Source organism: Bradyrhizobium sp. dw_411 (genome assembly GCF_018449695.1).
GTDB lineage: Bacteria > Pseudomonadota > Alphaproteobacteria > Rhizobiales > Xanthobacteraceae > Bradyrhizobium.
In genome coordinates, this window is the sequence record NZ_JAAVUY010000020.1 from 103,439 (window position 1) to 120,401 (window position 16,963).

Below are 16,963 nucleotides of genomic sequence, written 5' to 3' on the forward strand. Positions count from 1 at the left end.
ATGCGGGGAAGTCCGCAGTCAATGACTGCTTCGCTTCCTGAACGGCTTTGGAACGGCAATGCGTGAATACGGAATCGGCCAGTCGGTGCCGAGAAGTGAAGATATTCGACTAACTCAGGGGATGGGGTCCTATACCGATGATTTTGCATTCCCGAACCAGTCGCACCTGTTCGTTGTCCGCTCACCCCATGGCTCTGCAAAGATCCGTTCGATCAACATAACTGCCGCGCTGGAGTTGCCGGGCGTCCGCGCTGTCTTGACCGGCAAGGATGTTATCGCAGATGGCCTGGGACCGTTTCCGTGCAGAGTGAAACGGCACAAGGTGGACGGCAGTCCCGCTTTCGAGCCACCGTATTATGCCCTTGCCATCGACCGTGTTCGACACGTCGGCGATGCAGTCGTCGCGTTGATCGCCGATACACTGGCAATCGCCAAGGATGCGAGTGAGCTTGTCGAAATTGCTTACGATCCGCTCCCGTCGGTGACCGAAACGTCGCTTGCAAGCCAGCCCGGTTCACCGGCTGTCTGGGATGAATGCCCGGACAATGTGTGTTTTGTGTTTGAAGTCGGCGATAGCGCTGCGGTCGAAGAGGCGTTTTCCCGCGCAGCGCATGTCGCTCGCACAGAGTTCACGATAGCCAGAGTTTCAACCAACGCCCTTGAGCCACGCAATGCGATCGGCCTTTACGACCGGGCTGCGGATCGCTTCACGCTATATTCCGGGACACAGGCGCCGCATGCGGTCCGATCGGAATTGGCAGAACTTGTCCTGAAAGTTCCACAAAACCGTGTCCGCGTCATTTCGCCGGATGTCGGCGGTTCATTCGGCATGAAAGACGGAATTTTCCCTGAGACCGCGCTTGTGTTGTGGGCTGCAAAACGCTGCGGAACGCCGGTCCGTTGGCAATCGGAAAGGACCGAAGCATTCGCTGCCGATCATCATTCACGCGATAATGAAACGACCGCCGAACTCGCATTGGACGCCGAGGGCCATTTTCTGGCGCTGCGCGTGATCACTACCGCCAACATGGGGGCCTACCTCAACGCCAATGGACCGCATCCCTCGACGAACAATCTCGGTGGGCTCGCCGGCACCTACACGACCCCCGCGATATATTCCGCAGTTACCGGTGTTTTTTCAAACACGAGTCCGATCTGCTCGTATCGCGGAGCCGGTCGTCCCGAGGCTTCCTTCGCGATCGAACGGGTCATCGATGTTGCGGCCAGGGAAATGGGCGTCGATCGCGCCGAAATTAGACGGCGAAACTTAATCCCGTCCAGTGCAATGCCTTATAAAACCGCTCTGGTCTTTACGTATGACAGCGGAGAATTCGAAAGCAATCTTGACCGTGTCCTCGAGATCTCCGATTGGAGAGGATTCGAGAGGCGGCGTGCGCAGTCCAGGACAGTGGGAAAGTTGCGCGGAATCGGGCTCGCAAGCGTCATCGAAATCGCAGGCGGTCCGTTGGCCGCGCCCGCCGAGGAATTTGCCGAAATTCGTTTCGATCCCGGCGGTTCAGTTACGCTTTTGAGCGGAACGCATTCGCATGGGCAAGGACATGAGACGACATTCACGCAGGTCATTGTTGAGACGCTTGGCGTGAATCCGTCGGATGTGAAAGTTGTTTATGGCGATACAGACCTGGTGTTTCACGGGAAAGGAACATTCGGTTCGCGTTCAGCCAGCGTCATGGCGACCGCAATCCTGCAAGTGGCCAACAAACTTATCAAAAAAGGGAAGGATATTGCGTCGCATTTGATGGAGGTGTCGCCTGACGATGTCGAATTTTCGGCCGGTGAATTTTCGGTCGTTGGTACGGATCGCAAATTGTCGATCAGTGATGTGGCAAAAGCCAGTTATCGACTGATGGCCTTACCGCCCGGAATCGAGCCCGGGTTCGGCGCGATGGTCGTGTCCCGTCCTTCGGCGCCGACTTTTCCGAACGGTTGCCACGTTTGTGAAGTTGAGATCGACGAACAGACCGGTGAGGTCAGCGTCGTCGGTTATTGGGTGGTCGATGACATCGGCAAGGTACTCAATCCACTTCTGGCGGATGGGCAGTTACATGGCGGCATTGCCCAGGGTCTGGGAGAAATCCTGTTGGAAAAAATAGTTTATGACGATGAGGGCCAATTGGTCACAGCGTCGTTCACCGATTACGCGATGCCCAGAGCGAGTGACATGCCCCCGATGCGCATCGAAACCAACGAAGTTCTGACTAAAGCCAATCCGTTCGGTGTGAAAGGGGCTGGCGAAGCGGGCTGCGTCGGCGCGTTACCTGCGATCATGAATGCGATTTACGATGCGCTTGCACCATTGGGTGTGAAGCGCATCGATATGCCGGTGACATCAGAAAGGGTATGGCGAGCCTTGGATGAGGTACGGCGTAACCACGGAAGAAATATTTGACGGTGATGAGTTGCATGCGGCGTAACGCGCATTCGTAGACTTGATCAAGCAGGCGATCGAGTGATGAAAATACAGAGCAAAAATCCGAAGGAGTGCCAGTGGCTTCAGTCGCAATCCAGAATGTCCGCAAAGCCTTTGGCGCGACGCATGTGCTCCATGGCGTTAATATCGCCATCAACGATGGCGAATTCGTCGTGCTCGTCGGCCCTTCCGGCTGCGGCAAGTCGACCTTGCTGCGTATGATCGCGGGGCTGGAGAACATCAGCGACGGCGAGATCCGGATCGGCGCGCGCGTTGTGAATCACGTCGCGCCAAAGGACCGCGACATCGCGATGGTGTTTCAGAATTACGCGCTCTATCCCCACATGACGGTTGCCGATAATATGGCGTTTTCGCTCAAACTGCGCAGAGCACCGAAATCCGAAATTTCGACCAGCGTTAATCGCGCCGCCGAGATCCTGGGCCTGGTGCCGCTGCTCGAACGCTACCCGCGACAGCTCTCCGGCGGGCAGCGCCAGCGCGTTGCCATGGGCCGCGCGATCGTGCGCGATCCGCAGGTCTTCCTGTTTGATGAGCCGCTCTCCAACCTTGACGCCCAACTGCGCGTCCAGATGCGCACCGAGATCAAGGAACTGCATCAACGGTTGAAGACCACGACTGTTTACGTCACGCATGACCAGATCGAAGCCATGACCATGGCGGACAAGATCGTGGTCATGCATGACGGCGTCGTGGAGCAGATCGGTGCGCCGCTGGCGCTCTATGACAAGCCACACAACCTGTTTGTCGCGGGTTTCATCGGTTCGCCGGCGATGAATACGTTGAAGGGAATCCTGCGCGTCAATGGCAGCGCGGAATTCGCAGGACCGGGCGGTGTCAAGCTGCCGGCGATCAACGTGCCGGCGAACTCCGACAACAGACCGGTGGTTTGCGGCATCCGTCCCGAAAATTTCGCCATCGCGGATGACGGCGCCGAGGCCGAGATTGTAGTCGTTGAGCCGACTGGCTCCGAAACTCACGTCGTCGCTAAAATGGGCGGCCAGGATGTTGTCGCCATATTCCGTGAGCGTCACCAATTCAGGCCGGGCGAGAAGATCCGGCTCAAACCCGATCCAAAACTCATGCATTTGTTCGATGCTGAGACAGGAAAAAGATTGGACTCGTCTGATCCAACAACAAGGTGAGATGGAAAATGAGACGCTTGGTGCGATAGCTGGTGACCGCGAACGGCAATTCAAGAATAGCAACAAGCCGCTTACAGGGGGAATATCTAAATGTCGGCTTCATCGATAGGCGCCCGATTGGATCGGCTTCCGCTGTCCCGATTTCACCGCCGCATGCTGGCTCTGATTGGTGCGGGGCTATTTCTCGATTCCTTTGAAGTCACATTGATGGCTGGCGTCCTCGGCGCGCTGGTCCAGACCGGTATGTCTGATATGGCGATGAACGCCAAATTCATCTCCGCGACGTTTGCGGGCCTCTCGGTCGGCGCGCTGTTTGCCGGAGCGATCGGCGACCGGTTGGGCCGAAAGGTGTCTTATCAGTTCAATCTGATTTTGTTCGGTTCGTTCTCAATTCTTGCCGCCTTCGCGCCCGACATGTGGTGGTTGATTGCCGCGCGCTTCATCATGGGGATCGGGCTCGGCGCGGAGTATGTCATTGGATATGGATTTATCTCCGAGTTCGCACCACCTCCGTTGCGCGGCCGGTGTATCGCCATTGTCGCACTTGGAAGCAATTTTGCCGTGATGCTGTCTTCACTGGTAGGTCTCATCGTCATTCCAACGTTGGGCTGGCGATGGATGTTCGTGATCGCGGGCGTGATGGCCGTTTTTGTCTGGATACTCCGCAAAAACATGCCGGAGTCGCCGCGCTGGCTCGAATCGGTCGGAAGGTACGACGAAGCCGATCTTATCGTGAAGAAGATCGAGGAGGAGTCAGGCTTTGCCGACGTCCCTCTTGATGTCCTCCCCGAGCCAAAAATAGAAAAATCATCGGTTATCGAATTATTTCAGCCGCCCCTCGTCGGACGCACGCTGCTGGGGATGTTCATTACCGTCATTGCCCTGGTTGGCACTTACGGATTCATCACGTGGGTGCCGTCCTTCATGGTCAAGCAGGGCGTCAACATGGTTTCGTCGCTCTGGTTCACAACGCTGATGTCGGGCGGCGGCGTGTTCGGTCCGATCGTGGGTTTCTGGATTTCCGACCGGTTCGGACGAAAATATAGCATCGCGCTGGTTGCTGCATTCGCGGCCATTGCAGGCGCGATTTATCCGAATGTGCATTCCATGGCCGCATTGGCGATTTGCGGGTTCTTCATGGTGTCGGCCATTCTGCTGCTCGTTGCGCTCGGGCTCGGAACCTATGTGCCTGAATTGTTTGCCACCAAGATTCGCCTGCGGGCATCCGGCGTTACTCAGTTTTCGGGACGAGTCGCGACGATCTTCAGTCCGTATCTGATTGTCTATCTGTTCGCCGAATTCGGCATCGGAGGCGTGGTCTATTCGCTTTCAGCGATGTACCTTCTCCTTTGCATAGTCGTGTTGATCTTTGGCGTGGAAACCAAAAATCGGCCTCTCGAGCAGATCGCCACAGCATCATAACTAGCGTCGGAGAAGCAGGATGCCGCAACCCGCAACAATGTTCGAAAAAATCTGGGATATGCACGCCATCAGGGATACCGGCGATGGCATCTACCTTCTCCAGGTTGACCGGCACATCATTCAGGAGATGGCTTGCTCGCAGGCTTTCGATGGTCTGAAAAGAGCCGGCCGCAAAATCGAGTGTCCGGGACTGACGCTTGGAGTTACCGATCACATCGTATCGACCAAGGCTGGCCGGAATTTCGGGTCATTCGAAGGTGGGCGCGAAGCCCTTGATCTGATGTCCCGCAACTGCCTTGAGAACGGCATCCGCCTGTTCGATATCACTGATCCCCGGCAAGGTATCGAGCATGTGGTTGCAGCCGAGCAAGGCTTTGTCCTTCCGGGCTGCACCATCGTTTGCGCGGACAGTCATACGGCGACCAACGGCGCGTTCGGAACGTTGAGCTGGGGATTTGGCACGAGCGATGTCGAGCACGTTATGGCGACGCAGGCCGTGCTGCTGAAAAAGCCCAAGATCATGAACCTTGTCATCGAAGGTAGCCTGTCGCCTGGGGTTTTCGCCAAGGACGTTATTCTTCATGTCATCGGCCAAGGCGGCACGCAGCTCGGCCGGGGTTACTTTGTCGAATATTCCGGCTCGCTGATACGAGGTCTCCCCATCGAAGCCCGGATGACGATTTGCAACATGTCGATCGAACTCGGAAGTCGGTGCGGCATGATCGCGCCGGATCAAAAGACCTTTGACTATCTTGCCGGACGGCCGTTCGTGCCCGCCGGCGCGTTATGGGAACAGGCGGTCAACTATTGGCGCACGCTGCCGAGTGATCCCGGCGCGACGTTCGACAAGACGATGAAAATCGACTGCGGCCATCTTGCACCTCAGATTACCTGGGGTATCACGCCCGCTGAAGTGACCGGAGTTGAAGGCAGAGTTCCGGATCCCTCGTCCTTTTCCGATAGTCTGCAGCGCGAGAATGCCGAGAAAGCTCTGGAGTATATGGATCTGAAGCCCGGCCAGATGTTGAGCGATATCGCGATCGATTACGCCTTTATCGGATCGTGCACCAACAGTCGCTTGAGCGATCTGCAGGCCGCCGCCAGCGTCATCAAGGGACGAAAAGTGGCTCCGCATGTTCGAGCCCTCGTCGCGCCTGGCTCATCGACGGTGAAGCGCGAGGCGGAAGCGCTCGGCCTCCATCAGATATTCAAGGACGCCGGCTTTGAATGGCGCGAGTCCGGTTGCTCGATGTGCCTTGCGGTCAACGACGATCAGGTTCCCGCGGGAAAGCGTTGTATTTCGTCGTCCAACCGCAACTTCGAGCATCGGCAAGGACCCAACAGCAGAACCCATCTCGCCAGCCCCGCTTCAGTCGCGGCCGCGGCGCTCGAAGGCAAGATCGCCGATGTGCGGAGGTACATCTAAAATGGAAAAATTTGTCAAGTTGGTCAGTATCGCAGCGCCGCTGCTCGAGCCGAATATCGATACCGACGCCATAATTCCGGCGCCGTTCTTGCGATCCCCCTCGCTCAACCTGGCGAACGGCTTGTTCTTCAATCGAAGATTTGACGGAAATGGAAAGCCGATTGAAGAATTTATTCTAAATCGCGCGCCATTCAGTTCGGCGAAGGTTTTAATCGGAGGGTTAAACTTCGGTTGCGGAAGTTCGCGCGAGCAGGCGGTATGGGCCCTGAAGCGTTTCGGCTTTCGCTGCGTCATCGCGCCGAGTTTCGGCGAAATCTTTTATGACAGCTGCTTCAAAAACGGTGTTCTTCCGATCGTTTTGAATGCCGCAGATCACAAGAAGCTCGCCGCCGAAGTTGAATTGTCGAATTTTAAAATCGAAATCGATTTGGACGCGCAAATCATTCGCGCCGGCGGGTTGGAGATCGGTTTCGATGTGCCTCCCAGAAAACGAGACGCGCTGCTTCAGGGATTGGACGAAATTGGTACGAGCATGCTTTCCATCGATGCGATACGCGACTTCCGCTCTGCCGACAGAATCCGAAGGCCTTGGGTTTACGATTTGGAGACGCGATAGAAGAGCGTTATGATCGCAAATCGTTTGCTGCGGCATTTCCTCCGGTAAAAAGTCGGGCTGTCCGGCGGCGTAGATGGCAGCAATCGGTGCAGTGGACGGGGTGTGGATTTAATGGCCGGCAACGAGATATTTGCGGGCCTTGGGCAAGGTAACGTCGCCTGCCTCGGCGAGTGTATGGTCGAACTCGTCGAGCGACCCGACGGATTGCTGGCCCGGGGCTATGGCGGCGATACGCTAAATACCGCGGTCTATCTTGCTCGACTGGACGTGCCTGTTCGATATGTTACAGCGCTTGGAGACGATGATCTCAGTGACGCGATGCTCGCTGCCTGGTCGAGAGAAGGTATCGATGTGTCGAGCGTATTTCGCGTTCCGGGGCGGGTGCCTGGTCTTTATTTGATCAGGACGGATTCCGAGGGCGAGCGCCATTTCACCTATTGGCGCGACAGCGCGCCCGTGCGGCAATTGTTCGATGAGACAAGTGCCCAAGCGGCTGAAAAAGCACTTGCTGCTGCCAGTGTCATATATCTTTCGGGGATCAGTCTCTCGCTCTTCAGCGGTGAGGCGCGGGGTCGTTTATTCGGATCACTCGGACGTTTACGTCAGGGTGGACGGCGCATCGTGTTTGATTCCAACTTCAGGCCTCGTGGATGGCGGGATATTTCCGATGCACTTGAGGCTTACGATCAAATTCTCCGAATGGCGGATATGGTGCTGGCCGGGGAAGACGATTTCAAATTGTTGAATCAAACGACGGGAGCTTCCTTGATCGACTTCCTGGCGCGTTACGAACTGCCAGAAGTTGTCGTCAAGTTGATGAAGCCCGGCTGTGTCGTGTTAGCCGAAGGTAGTCGCACGGACGTGCCGGTGGCTGCGGTCGTGCAGCCATTGGACACGACTGCCGCCGGAGATAGCTTTGCCGCGGCTTACCTGGCAGCTCGTCTCAAGGGCATGCGTCCAGCCAAGGCTGCAATTGCCGGCCACGCACTTGCCAGTGTGGTCATTCGTCATTCTGGCGCAATTCTTCCTCAAGATGCGATGCCGGCCGATTTGTTTGGCACGCCGTCGAATTTGGATCAATCATGACACCAACAAGTTCAATCGAAGGCCTGATGCGCGCGGCGCGCATCGTGCCGGTTCTTACCATACACGAACTTGTTCACGCGGTGCCGTTGGCGCAGGCGCTTGTCGCTGGGGGCATTTGCACGCTCGAAATAACGCTCAGGACTGCGGCAGGGGCTAAAGCAGCTGAAGCAATCGTGGCATCGGTTCCGGGAGCTGTTGTCGGATTGGGCACCGTTCTCGCCGTGCGGGATCTGCAACTGGCCCGCGATATCGGCTGTGCCTTTTCTTTTTCGCCGGGAGCGACTCCGGAGCTACTTGACGCGGCGGCGCGTGAAAATCATCCGTTTATCCCCGGTGTTGCGACGGCGTCGGAATTGATGTTTGCGAGAGATCGAGGTTTCAATGTCGTGAAATTATTTCCAGCCGCACAACTCGGAGGAATCTCGGCCATTAAAGCGTTGGCCGGCCCGTTCCCTGACGCTCTTTTTTGTCCAACCGGCGGCATCGGGGAACAAGATTTCGCGAACTATCTCGCTATGCCTAATGTGCTTTCTGTTGGCGGATCATGGCTCGCATCTGCGGAGGATATACGGCTGAATAGATGGCAACAAATTGAAGAGAGGGCACGAAAGTCCGTGTCGAAAATTCAAATGCCACTCGACTGAATTTCTTTTGTCTGGATAAACGGTTTAAAATGGCTTTGGACCTGCAGAGGTCCTGTTTCTCGTCGCATGATGGAATTCACCGATAATCGTCACAGTCTTCCGTCGCGGCAGTTCGCGGACTGACGAAGTCTGATTAAAATGCGGCCAAATCCTGCCATTGGGCTTTTTCTTCTCGTTTCGATGTTCGGTCAAGTTGGCGCGCCGACCGATAAGGTTTTCAGTCTTTCCTTGTCAGTTGTCGTCACAGGCAAGCGCTTCAGCAAAACGGACTCAACTTCCGACTCATGAGGTTTTCGACGAAGTCGTGGCAGCCATTGCTTTCGCCGCTCGGCAAGTCGGTCCACCAGAGAAGCGAGACGCCGCTCGGGGTTTAAGTCATCTCCGCTTCCCTTGCGTCTCATCCGGCCATATGATCGAATTAATAGAACAATCGTTCTATCAGACAGAATGCTCGAAATGGCAGCCTTTGGGCCCGTTGTCGTGGCGAACCGTCCGATATCGAACAAAAATGTTGAGCGGAGGAAGTCATGAAAAGCCGGAAGGCCGCGGCACTGACGATGGCTCGGCGCGCTGTTTTGGCCACGCTTCTGATTGGCATGACCGTCTTTACGCCGTCGGCACGGGCCGCCGATGCCTATCCGAACCGGCTCATCCGGCTGGTGGTGCCGTTTCCGGCGGGAAGCGCAACCGACGTTGAAGCACGCTTCCTCGTCGATAAAGTCAGCGCGCTGTTGAACCAGAAATTTGTCGTCGAGAACAAGGCGGGCGCGAACGGCAATATCGGCGCCTCCGAGGTCGCGCGCGCGGCGCCGGACGGCTACACGCTCTATCTCGCCACCAATTCGACGCACTCGGCAAATGTACATCTCTACAACACGATGCCATTCGATCCGGTGGCCGATTTCACGCCGATCGCGCGGCTGACGCGCAATCCGCTCGTGATGGTGGTTGCCAAGGGCTTTCCGGCCAAGAGCCTGACCGAATTCATCGCTTACGCGAAAGCCAATCCGGGCAAGCTGAGCTACGGGACCGGCAATACCGGAAGTATGGCGGCCGCACAGCTCGTCAAATCGATGGCCAACATCGACGCAGTGCGGGTGTCGTATCCAGGCACGCCACAAGCGATCACCGATCTCCTCGGAGGCCGCATCGAATTTGTCATCACTGATGTCGCGGTGACGCGCGATTTCATCAATGAGGGCGGGCTGCGGGCGCTTGGCGTCACCACCGCCAAAGCGATTGCTTCGCTTCCGAACGTGGCCCCCATCGCAGAGGTTGGATTGCCTGGCTACGACTTCGCGGCCTGGAGCGGGTTATTCGCTCCGAAGAACACGCCGGGCGAGGTCGTTCAGGTCTTGAACAAGGCTTTTGTGGCTGTGATGGCGACGCCGGAGGCAAGGAAATTCTTCGAGGGTATCGGTCTCGAGCCCGATACCAGCACGCCCGAAGGTCTTGCCGAGCACGTCCGAACCCAGACGGAGTTGTGGGGACGCCTCATCAAGGAGTCGGGCCTTGAAAAAATCTGATCCTGTTAGTGAGGCCTTTGCGCGGCTTGCGATGCTGCTTGAAAGGGATGCTGCTCTGATCCAGCGCGGACGGTTTCTCGACGTGGATTGTCTGCTTGGCTCGACGGAGCAGGCGTTCCATATATCGATACGCGCGGGCCGGATCATCGACACGGCGCCGGCGCCGGTGCTGATGCGCTCTTGGCGCTTCGCCTACCGCGCAACGCCGCAAGCCTGGACGGCGTTTTGGCAGCCGCTGCCGAAAGCGGGGTGGCATGATCTCCTCTCGCTCACCAAGCGTGGAGAAGCCATGCTGGAAGGCGACATCCAGCCTTTCATCACGAACTTGCAATATTTCAAGGACCTGCTCGCGCTACCGCGTATGTCAGGAGGTGCAAGATGACCGGCCGGATCGAGCCAATGGTCGGCCGCTACGTGCATGTCGAGATCGACGGCACGCCGCACCGTATCTATTTCGAAGAAGCGGGGCAGGGCATTCCGCTTGTCTGTCTGCATACCGCTGGCTCTGACGGACGGCAGTGGCGTCATCTTCTTGCAGATGAGGAGTTCACAAGATATTTCCGGATCATTGCCTTCGATATGCCATGGCATGGCAAGTCCAATCCGCCTGCGAGCTGGGACGGAACTGAGTATCAGCTCACCACCGCCCGCTACACGCAGACGATCCGCGCCTTTTGCGCGGCGCTTGATCTCGACAAGCCCGTGGTGATGGGCTGTTCGATCGGCGGTCGTATCGTGCTCAACCTGGCGATCGATCATGCCAGCGAATTCCGCGCATTGGTCGGACTTGAGGCGGCAGATTTCCAGGCGCCCTGGTACGACACCACCTGGCTCAATCGGCCGGATGTTCATGGTGGCGAAGTCTGTGCTGCGCTGGTTTCCGGGCTTGTCGCACCGCAGAGTCCGGCGGAAGCACGTATGGAAACGCTGTGGGCCTACAAGCAAGGCGGCCCTGGCGTGTTCAAGGGCGACCTCTATTTTTATCGCGTCGACGGCGACCTGCGGGGGCGGACGAAAGCGATCGATACGAGTGTCTGTCCACTTTATCTTCTGACCGGCGAATATGATTTTTCCTGCATGCCGGAAGACACTGTGCGCACCGCAGCCGAGATTTCCGGTGTTGAAGTCACGGTCATGGAGCAAGTCGGTCATTTTCCCATGAGCGAAAATCCGATGCAGTTCCGGCGCTACATCGCACCCGTACTCGAGAAAATCCGGCAAAAGAAATTTTAGGGAAGGGCGATCCATGGCGAGGGTATTCGGGCGAGGTATCTACGTTTGTGCAGCGCTTGCTTTGTTCATGCAAACGGCGGCAGCCGCTGAAACCATCAGGATTGGCGTACTGAACGACCAATCCGGCGTGTTTGCCGACAATGGTGGTGTCGGCTCGGTGGCAGCCGCAAAACTCGCGGCTGAAGATTTTGGCGGCGAAATTTTGGGGCAGAAGATCGAAGTCATTTCCGCGGATCACCAAAACAAGCCCGATATAGCGGCATCGATCGCACGCCGATGGTTCGATACCGAGGGCGTCGATGTGGTCGCCGATGGCGCGGCGTCTTCGGCCGGTTTTGCGATACTCGAAGTCGCACGACAGAAGAACAGGATCTTCGTCATCAGCGGCCCCGGCTCGTCCGACTTCACCGGCAAATCCTGTTCGCCAGTCAGCTTCCACTTCAACTACGACACTTATGCCTTGTCCAAGCTGACGAGCGAGGCGATCACCAAGGCGGGCGGCGACTCCTGGTTTTTCGTTACGGCTGACTATGCCTTTGGGCACGCGCTGCAACGCGACGCCACCAGGTTCATCGAAAGTGCCGGCGGAAAGGTCGTCGGTTCGGCAGCACATCCGCTCGGGACTGCCGATATGGCGTCGTTCCTGTTGCAAGCGCAGGGTTCGAAGGCCAAGGTCGTAGGTCTCGCCACTTCGGGCGCCGACGTTCAGACCGCGATCAAGCAGGCAGGCGAATTCGGTATTGTCGAAGGCGGTCAGAAGCTGGCGGGGCTTCTGGTATTCATCACCGATGTCAACGTGCTCGGTCTGAAGGCCACGCAAGGCCTGCAAATCGCGACTTCGTTCTACTGGGATTTGAACGAGGAAACCCGAGCCTGGGCGAAGCGATACTTCGCGATAACAGGCGGAAAAGTGCCGAGCATGGTGCAGGCCGGCGTCTACAGCGGCGTTCATCATTATCTGGCCGCGGTAAAAGCCGCGGGCACCAAGGATCCGACCGCCGTGGCCAAAAAGATGCACGAGATGAAGGTAAGCGACATGTACAACAAGGACGTTGTCGTGCGTCCAGACGGACGCGTCCTGCACACGATGTACCTGGTTCAGGTCAAGAAGCCTGACGAGTCGAAGTACCGGTACGACTACTACAAGGTCATTACGACCTCGCCGGGCGAGCAGGCGTTTCGTCCCATGAGCGAAGGCAACTGCCCGCTTGTCAACAATTGAGCGGTTCCAGGTATCGTAGGCGTGGCATGCCCGTGCCGGTCGATAGACATTGAGATGAATGCAAAGGAGAATTGTATGACAGGTGCTATTGGCTTTATCGGTCTCGGCGTGATGGGCGAGCCGATGTGCCGCAACCTGGCCAACAAATCGGGCAAATCTGTCATTGGGTTTGATCGCGTCGATGCGCCGCTGGAAAGGCTCGCGGGCTTTGGCGTCAAGCGAGCCGTCTCGCTGGCAGAACTGGCGAAACAGGCCGATGTAATCTTCATGGCGCTGCCCAGCGGAAGGCATGTGCAGGCGGTTTGTGAGGGCGATGATGGCCTGCTTGGACATGCCGGGGTGAGGCACACCATCGTTGATCTCGGTACCTCTCCGGTAGAAGCGAGCCGCGAACTGGCCAAGCGCTTTGCCGCCAAGGGGGCAAACTATGCGGATGCACCGATTGCGCGAACCCGTCAGGCGGCGGAGACCGGCACCTTGAGCGTGATGGTTGGTGCCGATGCCGCCACGTTCGCCATGTTGCAGCCGCTGATCGCGACTTTTGCCACAGACATCACCCATTGCGGCGCGGTCGGCGCCGGACAGGTCGTAAAAATTCTCAATAACATGGTGCTGATGCAGACCGTGGTCGCGCTCGGCGAGGCGCTGGAAACAGCCAAGCGGGCGGGCCTGGATGCCAAGCTACTGTTCGAGACGCTTTCCAAGGGTTCCGCAGACAGCTTCGCGCTGCGCAACCATGGCATGAAGGCGATGCTGCCAGATACGTTTCCGGAGCGAGCCTTCTCGACCGAATATGCCCGCAAGGATATCGCCTACGCGCTCGATCTCGGGAGGTCGGTAGACCTCAAGCTCGAAGGCGCGGAATTGGCTGACAAGCTTCTCGGCAAGGCAATTGAGGCGGGATTTGGCGATCTTTATTGGCCGGTGTTGGCGCGCATCATCAAAGGGTCGCAAACGGCCTGACGGGAAGTTTGATGAAGAAATCAGCAGCAAGATCGACGGCGGTACACGTGCCGGAGCCTGACGCAGCAGAGGGAGTTGCGGCCGTTGAGCGAGCGCTCTCGGTCGTCGCTGCACTGGAAACGTCGGATCAGCCGGTGACGTTGGCCGAAATCGCCGTCCGCACCGGCTTCTACAAGAGTACGATCCTGCGTCTGTTGGTGTCGCTGATCTCCTGGGGATATGTTACCCGGCTGCCAAACGGGACTTACGATCTCGGCCCGACGGCCTTTCGCCTTGGCGTGGCTTTCACACGGAAAAATGCGCTCGGTCACCACGTTGTGCCCGCGCTTCAGCGATTGGTCGAGCTTGGTACCGAAAGTGCATCATTCCACGTGCGCCAGGACGCCGAGAACCGTGTCTGCCTGTTCCGTGTGAATTCGCGCCACGCAACGCTCGATCGCGTTGAAGCGGGCCATAGCTACGCGTTATTGCGGGGCGCCGCCGGTCACATCATCCTGGCTTATGCCGGCAGTACCGGCCCGCGATACGAGGCTATCCGCGTCAGCGGTTTCGACGTTTCGCTCGGCGAGCGGGATCCGAGTTGCGCCGCGGTGGCGGCCCCGGTCTTCGGACCGCGCGATACGCTCGTGGGAGTGATCTCGCTATCGGGACCGCGCGAGCGTTTCGGTAAGGGCGAGATTGCGAAGATGAAACGCCTGCTCGGCCCAGCCGCCGAAGAACTCACAGACAACTTCGGTGGGATATGGCCATTCTGACGTTGAGCGCAGAGTCTCCTTTTTCATTTGCAGGCCTACCCGGGAATTCCTGAGACATGACGGCATTTGACCCAACTTCCGTAACACACGACATGGCTCGGTTCGCGCTCGCACTGGACTGGCCAAGCCTGCCCGAACCCGTGCGCCGTGAAGCGCCGCGGGCCTGGATGAACTGGATAGCCTGCGCTGTCGGCGCAGCGCGCATGCCCGTCATGGACGCCGCCGTGCGCGGTATCCAGGCGATGGAGCAGGCTGGCGAGGCCGGCTTGCTTGGGCGCGGCGAGAGTATCAGCGTGTCGAACGCCGCTCTTCTTAACTGTCTGGGCTCGTCGGCGCAGACCTACGACGACACCCATCTGGCCACCATCACGCACCCGACCGGACCGGTCGCCGGGGCCGCATTGGCCGTGGCCTGCAAGCGGGCTTCGATGGGCGCGCCCGTAGCGGGCCGCGACCTGCTGATCGCGCTAGTGGCAGGGCTGGAACTCGAATGCCGCGTGAGCTGCGCGATCGCCGCGGGTGGCAGCCGGCAGGGCTGGTACATGACTGGCCTGTCCGGCGGCATCGGGGCGGCTGTGGCCGCTGGACTGCTGCTCAATCTGGATCACGAGCGGTTGGTCTCGGCGCTGGGCTTGGCCGCGACGCAGGCCGGCGGCCTTCGCGCCACGCACGGCAGCATGGCGATCACCTACGTGCCGGGCATGGCGGCGCGCAATGGAGTGGCCGCGGCCTACATGGCCTCGGCCGGCTTCGACTGCGGTTCGATTGCCGTGGACGGGCGCAACGGCTTACTGCAAGTGCTGACCGGCGCGACCGACGCCGGGCCGATCCGCATGGAGCTTGGAACGCGCTACGAATTTCTCAACAACACCTACAAACCTTATCCGTGCGGCATTGTCATCCATCCTGCTATCGATGCCTGCCTGGACCTGGCGCGTGTGCAGGGCGTCAAAGCCGAGGACATCGATCGCGTCGACATGCGGGTACATCCCGACGCCTTGAACCTGTGCTGGCGCAAATTGCCCGACAATGCGATGGACGCGCAGGTCAGCCTGTTTCATTGGACAGCGGCGGTGCTGGTACACGGTGCAGCCGGTTTGGCTCAGGGCGACATCGCTTGCGTGCTCGACCCGCGTGTCCGCGCACTGCAAGAGCGCATGAAAGCCGAGGCGGTCGTCGCGATGAGCGACAACGAGGCCGAGGTCTCGATCCGTTTGAAGAACGGCCAGTTGCTGACCAGCCACATCGACAACGCGACGGGCAGCGTCACCAATCCGATGACGGATACGCAATTGATGGAGAAATTCCGTGGTCTAGTGGGCCCCGTGTTGGGCGGGACGAATTCGCACCGCTTGTTGCAGGCCTGCTTGAACATCGAGTCGACCAAGGACGTTTCAGCGATCGTCGCGCTTAGTCGCTAAACCGGATCGGTCGGCCTGTAAGGTCAACCAAGGAGAAACGCGATGAAAACACACGACAAGCGTTGTTGGCTGGCGGTCCTTTGCGGCGCCGGTATCGCGGGAGCCGCCTTGTTCTCCCAGGCGGCGGTTGGTGCAGAATTTCCGGATCACACGATCACGCTGGTCGTTGGCTTTTCGCCAGGCGGCTCAAACGACATCACGGCGCGTGTCATTTCCCAGCCGCTTTCAGAGCGACTGGGTGTGCCGGTCATCGTGGAAAATCGCGTCGGCGCGGCCGGCGTCATCAGTGGCCAGCACGTGGCTCAGTCGAAACCCGACGGCTACACGTTGGGGGTGATGAGCGCGAGCCCACTTGTCGTCACGCCACATACGCTGGCGAAGTTGCCGTACGACACGAAGAAGGATTTCACGGGTGTCAGCCTGATAGGCCTCACACCGGAGATTTTGGCAATCAATCCCCGCCTGCCTGTGGCCAATCTTGCCGAACTGGTCAAACTGGCCAGGACCCGCAGCGTGACGCTGGCATCGGCGGGCGTCGGCGGCCTGCCGCACATGGCGATCGAACTTCTAAAGAGCGCAACGCCGGGTACGAACATCGTGCACGTTCCCTATAAGGGCGCGGCGCCCGCCGTGACGGATGCGCTGGCCGGCCACGTGGACGGCGTGACGGTTGATTTGCCCGCGGTGTCCAACCAGATCGCGGACGGCCAACTGCGTGGCATCGCGGCGGCCAACGACAAGCGTTCCGCCTTTTTGCCAGATCTTCCGACCGCGGCCGAACAAGGTGTGCAGGGTTTCGTCGCAGTCAACTGGATTGGCGTGATCGCACCGGCCCGCACGCCTCAGCCGGTGATCGACAAGCTGCACGCTGCGCTCGTGCAAATTATGCAGCAAGCTCAGGTCAAGGACGCCTTGGCGAAGGCCGCGGTGGAGGTTTCAGTGAGCGAGACGCCCGCCGCATTCCAGAAGTTCATCGGCGTCGAAGACGAGAAGTGGGCCGGGATCGTCAAGGCAGCCGGGGTCGAAGCCGAGTGATCGCCCGCTTCGTACCCCTC

At 58.5% G+C, this 16,963-nt stretch carries 15 protein-coding genes; all 15 read left to right on the plus strand.

Annotation, left to right across the window (positions count from 1 at the left end; all coding sequences use genetic code 11):
* The first annotated feature begins 58 nt into the window (after positions 1-58).
* The 15 genes from HB676_RS28145 to HB676_RS28215 all read left to right on the plus strand — a co-directional run bounded on the left by HB676_RS28145 (position 59) and on the right by HB676_RS28215 (position 16,943).
* Positions 59-2,410: a xanthine dehydrogenase family protein molybdopterin-binding subunit gene (locus tag HB676_RS28145; RefSeq protein WP_213741740.1), complete on the plus strand. Its 2,352-nt coding sequence runs from the start codon at positions 59-61 to the stop codon at positions 2,408-2,410.
* A 98-nt stretch (positions 2,411-2,508) separates the two neighbouring features.
* On the plus strand, positions 2,509-3,594 hold the full coding sequence (gene ugpC, locus HB676_RS28150) for a sn-glycerol-3-phosphate ABC transporter ATP-binding protein UgpC (protein WP_213741741.1): 1,086 nt from the start codon (positions 2,509-2,511) through the stop codon (positions 3,592-3,594).
* Between the two features lie 153 nt (positions 3,595-3,747).
* A complete protein-coding gene (locus HB676_RS28155; protein WP_213741742.1) occupies positions 3,748-5,016 on the plus strand; it encodes an MFS transporter in 1,269 nt (422 codons plus the stop codon).
* 19 nt (positions 5,017-5,035) lie between these two features.
* Positions 5,036-6,442, plus strand: coding sequence for a 3-isopropylmalate dehydratase large subunit (gene leuC / locus HB676_RS28160; RefSeq protein ID WP_213741743.1), 1,407 nt, complete (start codon positions 5,036-5,038; stop codon positions 6,440-6,442).
* A 1-nt stretch (position 6,443) separates the two neighbouring features.
* Positions 6,444-7,058, plus strand: a complete 615-nt coding sequence (gene leuD / locus HB676_RS28165) for a 3-isopropylmalate dehydratase small subunit (RefSeq protein WP_213741744.1) — start codon at positions 6,444-6,446, stop codon at positions 7,056-7,058.
* A gap of 111 nt (positions 7,059-7,169) precedes the next feature.
* Positions 7,170-8,144, plus strand: a complete 975-nt coding sequence (locus HB676_RS28170) for a sugar kinase (protein ID WP_213741745.1) — start codon at positions 7,170-7,172, stop codon at positions 8,142-8,144.
* Positions 8,141-8,788: a bifunctional 4-hydroxy-2-oxoglutarate aldolase/2-dehydro-3-deoxy-phosphogluconate aldolase gene (eda, locus tag HB676_RS28175; RefSeq protein WP_213741746.1), complete on the plus strand. Its 648-nt coding sequence runs from the start codon at positions 8,141-8,143 to the stop codon at positions 8,786-8,788. The genes HB676_RS28170 and eda overlap by 4 nt, the downstream gene beginning before the upstream one ends.
* Positions 8,789-9,315: 527 nt before the next feature.
* Positions 9,316-10,314 (plus strand): tripartite tricarboxylate transporter substrate binding protein, encoded by a 999-nt coding sequence (locus tag HB676_RS28180; RefSeq protein ID WP_213741747.1) that lies wholly within the window; start codon positions 9,316-9,318, stop codon positions 10,312-10,314.
* Positions 10,301-10,696 (plus strand): hypothetical protein, encoded by a 396-nt coding sequence (locus HB676_RS28185; RefSeq protein ID WP_249780511.1) that lies wholly within the window; start codon positions 10,301-10,303, stop codon positions 10,694-10,696. Before HB676_RS28180 ends, HB676_RS28185 begins: the two co-directional genes overlap by 14 nt.
* On the plus strand, positions 10,693-11,547 hold the full coding sequence (locus HB676_RS28190) for an alpha/beta hydrolase (protein WP_213741748.1): 855 nt from the start codon (positions 10,693-10,695) through the stop codon (positions 11,545-11,547). Before HB676_RS28185 ends, HB676_RS28190 begins: the two co-directional genes overlap by 4 nt.
* Positions 11,548-11,560: 13 nt before the next feature.
* A complete protein-coding gene (locus HB676_RS28195; RefSeq protein ID WP_213741749.1) occupies positions 11,561-12,769 on the plus strand; it encodes an ABC transporter substrate-binding protein in 1,209 nt (402 codons plus the stop codon).
* Between the two features lie 75 nt (positions 12,770-12,844).
* Complete coding sequence (locus HB676_RS28200) at positions 12,845-13,732, plus strand: NAD(P)-dependent oxidoreductase (protein WP_213741750.1); 888 nt, start codon at positions 12,845-12,847, stop codon at positions 13,730-13,732.
* A gap of 11 nt (positions 13,733-13,743) precedes the next feature.
* Positions 13,744-14,487 (plus strand): helix-turn-helix domain-containing protein, encoded by a 744-nt coding sequence (locus HB676_RS28205; protein WP_213741751.1) that lies wholly within the window; start codon positions 13,744-13,746, stop codon positions 14,485-14,487.
* A gap of 56 nt (positions 14,488-14,543) precedes the next feature.
* Positions 14,544-15,908 (plus strand): MmgE/PrpD family protein, encoded by a 1,365-nt coding sequence (locus HB676_RS28210; RefSeq protein ID WP_213741752.1) that lies wholly within the window; start codon positions 14,544-14,546, stop codon positions 15,906-15,908.
* A 42-nt stretch (positions 15,909-15,950) separates the two neighbouring features.
* On the plus strand, positions 15,951-16,943 hold the full coding sequence (locus HB676_RS28215; protein ID WP_213741753.1) for a tripartite tricarboxylate transporter substrate binding protein: 993 nt from the start codon (positions 15,951-15,953) through the stop codon (positions 16,941-16,943).
* Positions 16,944-16,963 lie beyond the last annotated feature (20 nt).

What these genes read in the sequence shown, in the direction of transcription:
- HB676_RS28145 (WP_213741740.1), top strand. Translation starts at nt 59, where the DNA reads ATGCGTGAATACGGAATCGGCCAGTCGGTGCCGAGAAGTGAAGATATT.
- HB676_RS28155 (WP_213741742.1), top strand. Translation starts at nt 3,748, where the DNA reads ATGCTGGCTCTGATTGGTGCGGGGCTATTTCTCGATTCCTTTGAAGTC.
- leuC (WP_213741743.1), top strand. Translation starts at nt 5,036, where the DNA reads ATGCCGCAACCCGCAACAATGTTCGAAAAAATCTGGGATATGCACGCC.
- leuD (WP_213741744.1), top strand. Translation starts at nt 6,444, where the DNA reads ATGGAAAAATTTGTCAAGTTGGTCAGTATCGCAGCGCCGCTGCTCGAG.
- HB676_RS28170 (WP_213741745.1), top strand. Translation starts at nt 7,170, where the DNA reads ATGGCCGGCAACGAGATATTTGCGGGCCTTGGGCAAGGTAACGTCGCC.
- eda (WP_213741746.1), top strand. Translation starts at nt 8,141, where the DNA reads ATGACACCAACAAGTTCAATCGAAGGCCTGATGCGCGCGGCGCGCATC.
- HB676_RS28180 (WP_213741747.1), top strand. Translation starts at nt 9,316, where the DNA reads ATGAAAAGCCGGAAGGCCGCGGCACTGACGATGGCTCGGCGCGCTGTT.
- HB676_RS28190 (WP_213741748.1), top strand. Translation starts at nt 10,693, where the DNA reads ATGACCGGCCGGATCGAGCCAATGGTCGGCCGCTACGTGCATGTCGAG.
- HB676_RS28195 (WP_213741749.1), top strand. Translation starts at nt 11,561, where the DNA reads ATGGCGAGGGTATTCGGGCGAGGTATCTACGTTTGTGCAGCGCTTGCT.
- HB676_RS28200 (WP_213741750.1), top strand. Translation starts at nt 12,845, where the DNA reads ATGACAGGTGCTATTGGCTTTATCGGTCTCGGCGTGATGGGCGAGCCG.
- HB676_RS28205 (WP_213741751.1), top strand. Translation starts at nt 13,744, where the DNA reads ATGAAGAAATCAGCAGCAAGATCGACGGCGGTACACGTGCCGGAGCCT.
- HB676_RS28210 (WP_213741752.1), top strand. Translation starts at nt 14,544, where the DNA reads ATGACGGCATTTGACCCAACTTCCGTAACACACGACATGGCTCGGTTC.
- HB676_RS28215 (WP_213741753.1), top strand. Translation starts at nt 15,951, where the DNA reads ATGAAAACACACGACAAGCGTTGTTGGCTGGCGGTCCTTTGCGGCGCC.